Origin of the sequence: Roseovarius sp. MMSF_3281 (assembly GCF_030733685.1) — a bacterium.
GTDB lineage: Bacteria > Pseudomonadota > Alphaproteobacteria > Rhodobacterales > Rhodobacteraceae > Roseovarius.
Genome location: NZ_JASHIM010000025.1, coordinates 44141 through 51177, shown reverse-complemented (window position 1 = coordinate 51177; position 7037 = coordinate 44141). Strand labels below are relative to the sequence as shown.

The 7037-nt window shown below is 61.5% G+C and carries 10 protein-coding genes; all 10 read left to right on the top strand.

Annotated elements, in window-relative coordinates:
• Positions 1-101 precede the first annotated feature (101 nt).
• The 10 genes from RBB32_RS18655 (at position 102) to RBB32_RS18610 (ending at position 6830) form a co-directional block, all read left to right on the top strand.
• A complete protein-coding gene (locus RBB32_RS18655; protein ID WP_245962843.1) occupies positions 102-1193 on the top strand; it encodes a vitamin K epoxide reductase family protein in 1092 nt (363 codons plus the stop codon).
• An 88-nt stretch (positions 1194-1281) separates the two neighbouring features.
• Positions 1282-1719 carry a Cu(I)-responsive transcriptional regulator gene (gene cueR, locus RBB32_RS18650; RefSeq protein WP_085818082.1) on the top strand — a complete coding sequence of 146 codons (438 nt, stop codon included), beginning with the start codon at positions 1282-1284 and terminating at the stop codon, positions 1717-1719.
• A gap of 9 nt (positions 1720-1728) precedes the next feature.
• Complete coding sequence (locus RBB32_RS18645; protein WP_027263672.1) at positions 1729-2070, top strand: hypothetical protein; 342 nt, start codon at positions 1729-1731, stop codon at positions 2068-2070.
• 165 nt (positions 2071-2235) lie between these two features.
• Entirely contained in the window at positions 2236-3663 is a 1428-nt protein-coding gene (locus RBB32_RS18640) for a multicopper oxidase family protein (RefSeq protein WP_245962844.1), read from the top strand.
• Between the two features lie 20 nt (positions 3664-3683).
• On the top strand, positions 3684-4616 hold the full coding sequence (locus RBB32_RS18635) for a sialidase family protein (protein WP_245962845.1): 933 nt from the start codon (positions 3684-3686) through the stop codon (positions 4614-4616).
• Positions 4616-5125, top strand: a complete 510-nt coding sequence (locus RBB32_RS18630; RefSeq protein WP_076695243.1) for a DUF411 domain-containing protein — start codon at positions 4616-4618, stop codon at positions 5123-5125. The genes RBB32_RS18635 and RBB32_RS18630 overlap by 1 nt, the downstream gene beginning before the upstream one ends.
• A 4-nt stretch (positions 5126-5129) precedes the next feature.
• Positions 5130-5258, top strand: a complete 129-nt coding sequence (locus RBB32_RS18625; protein WP_254903793.1) for a hypothetical protein — start codon at positions 5130-5132, stop codon at positions 5256-5258.
• Positions 5255-5740 (top strand): cytochrome c, encoded by a 486-nt coding sequence (locus RBB32_RS18620; protein ID WP_085818084.1) that lies wholly within the window; start codon positions 5255-5257, stop codon positions 5738-5740. Before RBB32_RS18625 ends, RBB32_RS18620 begins: the two co-directional genes overlap by 4 nt.
• A complete protein-coding gene (locus RBB32_RS18615; protein ID WP_176236609.1) occupies positions 5737-6309 on the top strand; it encodes a DsbE family thiol:disulfide interchange protein in 573 nt (190 codons plus the stop codon). Before RBB32_RS18620 ends, RBB32_RS18615 begins: the two co-directional genes overlap by 4 nt.
• Positions 6306-6830, top strand: coding sequence for a TlpA disulfide reductase family protein (locus tag RBB32_RS18610; RefSeq protein ID WP_085818085.1), 525 nt, complete (start codon positions 6306-6308; stop codon positions 6828-6830). Before RBB32_RS18615 ends, RBB32_RS18610 begins: the two co-directional genes overlap by 4 nt.
• The last annotated feature ends 207 nt before the right edge of the window (positions 6831-7037 follow it).

The following is a 7037-nucleotide window of genomic DNA, read 5'->3' as shown; positions in this document are numbered from 1 at the left end:
CTTCTTCGAACTCACAACTATACCTCCTGAATTTTCCAGTTTCAGGATAGTTGCGCCACACAAAGTGAGGCAGAACCGATTTAAGGGCAACGCGACAGCTGGTGTTCTGGACGCCAAACGCGGCCGTCTATGCCAATGACACGCTGATCGGCGCGCTGGTGATCGCACTGACGATCCTGATCCCGATGATGCCGGGGATGTCGCGTGAGGGGATGATGGACGATACCGACATCCCGCCCGGCTGGACTTATTGCCCTTCCACATACGTCCAGCGCCTGCCGATCATCGCGCTCGGTGTCGTGGGCTTCATCCTGTCGCGCATCCTGTCGGCCTACCAGCTCGGCCATGTAGACGGCGTGTGGGAGCCGTTCTTTTCATCGCCGGTCGCGCTGAATGGCACCGAATACATCATCACCTCCGATGTCTCAAAAGCCTGGCCCATTGCCGACGGCGGCCTTGGCGCGATGAGTTACATGTTCGAAATCATGATGGGCGTCATGGGCAGCCGCCTTCGCTGGCGCACGATGCCCTGGATGGTCGCACTGTTCGGCATCGTCGTCGGGCCGCTCGGTGTGGTCAGCATTTATTTCATCATCATCCAGCCGATCACCATCGGCACCTATTGCACGATCTGCCTGATGGCGGCGCTGGCCATGCTGATCATGATCCCATTCTCACTCGATGAAATCGTCGCGATGGTCCAGTTCATGGTCTGGAATACGCGCCGGGGCAGACCGTTCTGGCGCGCGTTCTTCAGGGGCGATGCTCTGCCCGGTGGTACAACGGGGGGCGAAATGAGTTTCGACGCGCGACCGATGCAGATTTTCCGACAAAGCGCGCGGGGCGTTACCGTTCCATGGACACTCGGGCTGAGTGCTGGGATCGGGGCCTTCCTGATGCTGTCGCGCCCAATCTTCGGTAACGAAGCGGCAATGGCGAACAGCGATCACCTGCTGGGCGCACTGGTCCTGACTACAGCGGTCATCGCCTGGGCCGAGGTCGCGCGTCCTCTGCGGTTCCTCAACATCCTCTTCGGCCTCTGGCTCGTCATCGCGCCCTGGTCCCTGGACGGAGGCACGGTGTCAGGCAGCCTTGTCGGTATCCTCGCCGGTATCGCTCTCATCGCGCTCAGCCTGCCGCGCGGGAAGCGCAGCGAGGAACACTATGGGAGTTGGGACAGGTTTATTGTTTGAAGGGTAATCACAAAAAAGTATCCGAGTGTTCTTGACCTTCCAGTAGGTGGAAGCCCTATCTAGTGTTTCAAGGAGAGGATTGTCAGCCATGAACATTGGAAATGTTTCGGAACAGAGCGGATTGCCGGCGAAAACGATCCGGTATTACGAGGATATAGGACTCGTACAACCGTCGCGGCGTGAAAACGGGTACCGCGATTTCGCTGTTCAGGATCTGCACAAGCTGGCGTTTCTCGGCCGGGCGCGGTCATTGGGTTTCAGCATCGATGAATGTCGCACGCTGTTGTCATTGTACGAGGACCGCGAGCGGTCCAGCGCCGACGTCAAGGCGATCGCACAAAGCCATCTCGCGCAGGTGGACCAAAAAATCGAGGAGTTGCAGGCGCTGAGCGCGACGCTTCGTGATCTCGTTGTTCGGTGTCATGGCGATGATCGTCCGGACTGCCCGATAATGGATGATCTGACGCGTTCCGACGTCCGGAGACGCGAAAACATCCCGCTGGAACAACCCTCTGAACACTGGTAAATTAGCCGCATGCACTTTGTCGCCCGCCTCATCATGATAGCCGTCCTTGCCGCCTTCGCGGTAAGCTCGGTTGCGCATGCGGCCGGTTCGGCCAGGATGGCATCTGAAATGATCGCAGCCGGAGTTGAAATGGCAGGTGTCGGCTGCGAGGCATGTGATGACGATACGGCGGGAACCTTGGGCGTCGCATGTGATTTTGTCTGCAACTCAGCGGCCGCCGCCGCGGTCGTGGAAGCGTCGGCGGAACTTGGTCCACTTGCAGTTTCGAGCGCTCATGGACTGCCGATCGCGCGGGATCTTCGCGGTCTGACCAGCCCACCTGCCAAACAGCCTCCAAAAATCCTTCTCTGATCTGACACGCGCCGCGGTTTCGCGGCCGCAGTGTCATGCCGTGACGCCGGAGCAATGCCGCTCCGCGTTGCAGGTATTCCCCAACCGCAGTTGCCGCTTTGGCTCCGGCGGAGGACCGAATTATCAGAGAGCCCCAGACCGATGTCTTTGAAATGCAAACCTACCGTGACGCGCCGCGCCTTTGTCGCGTCGTCGCTCGCGGGTGTCATGTCCACCACTCTGCCTTTTCCGGGGGCGGCGGAAGCCGCCACCCAGAAATTCTCGCTCCGGGCCGCACAGGGAAGAACAAGGATTGTTCCTGAGCCACATTCCGACACCGCGGCCTGGTGCTACAACGGCAAGGTACCGGGCCCGGAGATCCGCATCCGGCACGGCGAACGCCTGCAGGTCGAGGTTACCAACGACCTTGCAGAGGAAACCACCGTGCATTGGCATGGTATCCGGCTTCCGAACGCAATGGACGGGGTGCCGCACCTTACACAGGTGCCGATCGCCCCGGGCGACAAGTTCGTCTATGAATTCGATGCAGTCGATGCCGGCACCTTCTGGTATCACCCACATCAGCGCAGCTTCGAGCAGGTCGGGCGCGGTCTCTACGGTCCCCTTATCGTCGAGGAGGCCAATCCCCCTCGTGTCGACCGCGAAGTTACCTGGGTGCTGGACGACTGGCGACTGACCGACGACGCATCGATTTCTGACGATTTCGGCAATGCCCATGACGTGAGTCACGCGGGCCGCCTCGGCAACACCGTGACGATCAACGGTCTTGTGCCGGAGACATTCGAGGTGGCATCAGGGGAGCGGATCCGCCTCCGCCTGATTAACGCCGCGAATGCCCGGATCTTCGCGCTCGATTTCGGGGACCATACACCGCGCATCATCGCGCTCGACGGCCAACCCGTCACGCCACATGACCCGCCGGGCGGTCTTGTCGTTCTTGGACCCGCAATGCGCGCCGACGTAATCCTGGATTGCATCGGTGAGCCCGGCGCGCAAGCCCAGCTTGTAGACCGTGCCTATCGCGGGAACGATTTTCGAGTCCTCGATTTCACCTACGCTGATACCGCCCTGCGCGAGGCCACACCCGACTGGCCGATCGCATTGCCCGCCAACCCCATTCCGGAACCAGACCTGAGTTCTGCGCAGCGTCATGAGGTGACGTTCACCGGCGGGATGATGGGCATGATGGTGGAGCGGGAGATGGGCCTGGAGCGGCGTGGCGGCATGATGGGCGGCGGGATGATGGGCATGATGCATGACGGACGCGGCATCTGGTTCGTCAACGGAAAAGCCGCCGAGGGGCATGTGCTCGACCCGTTCCTGACGCTTAAACGCGACGCAAGTCACATTCTGGAAATGACCAACGCGACCGCTTTTGATCACCCGATTCATCTGCACGGCCACTCATTCCGCGTAATCAGCCGAAACGGTGCGCCGACGCCGCATCGGGAATGGCAGGACACGGTGCTCATGGCGCCCCGCGAACGGGTCGAGATCGCCTTCGTCGCCGACAACCTCGGCGACTGGATGTTCCACTGCCACATTCTCGAACACCAGGCTGCGGGAATGATGGGCGTGATCCGCGTCGCATGAGCTCCGGAGGAGGACAAGATATGACAAACAGTACCTTGAATTTTGAGCCGGACAGACGCCACTTCCTGGCACTGGGTATGGGTGCAGCCGCAGTGCTCGTATTGCCCGGCGCGGTGCGCGCGGCCGACCGGGCGGCCGATATTCGAACGCTCGCCTTCGACGGCGACACGCTGCTGATCGCAGGCGCAACACTGAGGGCCAGCCTCGACGGCGGTCGCAGCTGGCAAGAGAGACCGACACCTTCCCCGGTCTCCTCGATCGCCACGCATCCTGCGCGTCCCGGACGTCTCCTTGCCGGACTGGCGCGGGGAGGGGTGGCCGTGTCCGGCGATGGCGGATCGTCATGGACTACCCGAAGCGACGGGCTTGCCTCCGGTGAGGTCACGGCGCTGGCTGTGGCCGCCGGAAACCCCGACATGATCTATGCCGCGATCCGCGGCGACGGCCTCTGGAAGAGCGAGGATGCAGGCGCAACCTGGGCCCTGGCCATGGACCGGCCCTGGCTCGACGCGGCCGAGCGCGACCCGCTGACGCTGGTATCGGTCGATCTCGATACCGGAATGGGCGGCATATGGATCTATGCGGGAACCGAGAAGGGCCTGACCCGCGTTCCGGACTGTTTCTGCCGCTGGCAGGACGTTCAGCCGGGCAATGCGATGGACGCTCTGGCGGCGGGCGACGCACCGCCTGCCGAGGCACCCCTGCCGGCGGACGAACCGGTCCTGTCGCTGGCCAGTGCCCTGACGGCACCGTCTAAGCTTTACGCGGCACTGCCCTCGGGGGTCTGGGCGTCGCAGGACGGCGGCGTGGTCTGGACGCACAAGGCAGAAGGGCAGGGGAGGGCCATCGCGCTTCACCCAAGGGACGAAAATCACATAGCCGCCCTCCTCAACGGCACCCTGAACCTCAGCCGCGATGGCGGCGCTACCTGGGCCGCGCTCGCGGTCGCATGATGGAGAACCCCATGAACAGAAGATATGTCCTGGCTTCGCTTGCTGCACTTGGCGTCGGCGGAACCTTCACTTTCACGACGCTGACTTCGGCACAAAGCACCGAAGACGCGACCGGTCCCGCAAGTACCGACGTGTCAGACGGAACGAAGCAGATCACGATCTGGCGCGATCCGGGCTGCGGTTGCTGCGACAGCTACGCCGATTATCTGGAAGAGAACGGCTATCAGGTGACACGCATCGACGATCGGGATTTTGATAAGCGCTCAATCGAAGTCGGCGTTCCCGAGCAGGGGCTCGGCTGTCATCTGGCCGAGATCGAAGGCTATTATGTCAGTGGATTGGTACCCTCGGAGATCCTGGAAAGGCTGGTCACGGAGAAGCCCGACATCACCGGCATTACTTTGCCGGGCATGCCTTCGAACGCGCCAGGAATGGCACGCGTAAAGACCGGTACGCTCAAGACCTATGCGTTCGGCGAGGGCGGGATCACCGTTTACTCCGATGAGTAACTGCATGGATATGATGACCGGCCCGATGATGGGGGTGATGATGTTCGGTGGAGGGCTTTTGCTCCTGCTCGTCGCCGCGGTTCTGCTGCTCAGCATCGTCGCACTCGTGAAATACCTCAGGAGTGCGACATGAGGCGGGCCGCAACAATCGGTGCCGCTGTTGCCACATTGACCGCGATCGGTGTTGCCGTCCTCGCGCAGTCGGAAAGCGACGAAGCTTCGGTGGACGGATTGACCTTCCTTGGCGACCCCGTGACTGTAGCCGACATCGCGGCAGGGCAGACGCTCTATGCTGAGAATTGCGCATCCTGTCACGGTGCCGATCTGGAAGGACAGCCCGATTGGCGGCGGCGTCTGGACAATGGGCGCATGCCCGCGCCGCCACATGACGAAACCGGCCATACCTGGCACCATTCGGACCGGAACCTCTTTATTGTGACCAAAGGCGGCGTCGGCGCCGTCGTGCCCGGCTACGAAAGCGACATGCCGGCGTACGATGGCATTCTGACCGACGACGAGATTGCCGATGTTCTCTCTTACATCAAAAGCACCTGGCCGGATCGACAGCGCGAATTCCAGGCGGAAGTATCTGCCAACGACAAAGGTGATTTATGAGCGTGACCGAGGAACCCCGCCGCCGGAAGGGTCGGCTACTAACTATGATGCCAGTCGCGATCTTCGCCCTCATCGGCGCGGGTTTTTATTGGGGGCTGTTCAATGGTGACGACACTCTACCCTCACCACTTATCGGCAAGGCGGTGCCCGAGTTCGACCTGCCGCCGATAGAGGGACGAGCCGACGGTCTGTCGACCGCCGACCTGAAAGGGCAGGTGTCCATCGTGAACGTCTGGGCGTCCTGGTGCGTGCCGTGCCGGGTAGAGATGCCCCTCCTGAACGAGTTGGCTGCCAGGGACGAGGTCGCAATATACGGCATCAACTACAAGGATCGTCCCGAAGAAGCCTTGGGCTTTCTTGATGAGCTTGGTGACCCTTACACCCGCATCGGCGCCGACCGGAACGGGCGCGTCTCCATCGATTGGGGCGTTTACGGCCTGCCCGAGACCTTCGTGATCGATGCCGAGGGCCGAATTGCCTACAAGCATATCGGCCCCTTTGACCGTCGTTCCCTGGAGGAAGACATCCTTCCCGTGGTGCGGCGCCTTCAGGAAGGAGCCGGATCATGAAACGACGCGAGTTATTGGCTGGTATGGCGGCGCTCGGCGTCGCGGGGCCGGTTCAAGCCAGACCATTAATGCCGCTTCACGAAAAGCCGCGGGAGATGCTGTCGCCACCTTTCGTCGATGGAAAAGGCCGCGATCTCACGCTGGCGGATTTCCGGGGCAGGGTCGTTCTGCTGAACATCTGGGCAACCTGGTGTGTTCCCTGTCGTGAAGAGATGCCAACGCTCGACGCTTTGCAGGAAAAGCTGGGCGGGGACGATTTCCATGTCCTGCCACTGTCCATCGACCGCGCGGGAATGAAGGTGGTGCGCCGCTTCTACGAGGAAATCGGCATTCGCCATCTGGGAATGTACCTCGCCGACAGCACAAGGGCGATGCTGGCATTCGGTGTACTGGGCCTTCCCACCACGATCTTGATCGATCGCAACGGTTTCGAGCGCGGACGACTTGTGGGGCCGGCCGAATGGGACAGCCATGAAGTCATGGCCCAAATCCAGACCATCATCAACGAAAGGAGTGAATAGCCAATGTCCGAAACATCACCTTACACCGAAACGCCGGAGGCACGTCCGTGGCGGCCGCAATTGGGACGGCGAAGTCTGATTCTTGCGTCAATGGCGATCATTGGCGCCGGGCTTTACTTGAATTGGGGCTGGGTGACGGCCATCGGAGCCGCGCCGCTGATCCTGGCCGTGGCACCCTGCGCCGTGATGTGCGGGCTTGGCGTCTGC

Coding starts and splice junctions, on each gene's coding strand:
- cueR (WP_085818082.1), top strand. CDS start 1,282: ATGAACATTGGAAATGTTTCGGAACAGAGCGGATTGCCGGCGAAAACG.
- RBB32_RS18645 (WP_027263672.1), top strand. CDS start 1,729: ATGCACTTTGTCGCCCGCCTCATCATGATAGCCGTCCTTGCCGCCTTC.
- RBB32_RS18635 (WP_245962845.1), top strand. CDS start 3,684: ATGACAAACAGTACCTTGAATTTTGAGCCGGACAGACGCCACTTCCTG.
- RBB32_RS18630 (WP_076695243.1), top strand. CDS start 4,616: ATGGAGAACCCCATGAACAGAAGATATGTCCTGGCTTCGCTTGCTGCA.
- RBB32_RS18625 (WP_254903793.1), top strand. CDS start 5,130: ATGGATATGATGACCGGCCCGATGATGGGGGTGATGATGTTCGGTGGA.
- RBB32_RS18620 (WP_085818084.1), top strand. CDS start 5,255: ATGAGGCGGGCCGCAACAATCGGTGCCGCTGTTGCCACATTGACCGCG.
- RBB32_RS18615 (WP_176236609.1), top strand. CDS start 5,737: ATGAGCGTGACCGAGGAACCCCGCCGCCGGAAGGGTCGGCTACTAACT.
- RBB32_RS18610 (WP_085818085.1), top strand. CDS start 6,306: ATGAAACGACGCGAGTTATTGGCTGGTATGGCGGCGCTCGGCGTCGCG.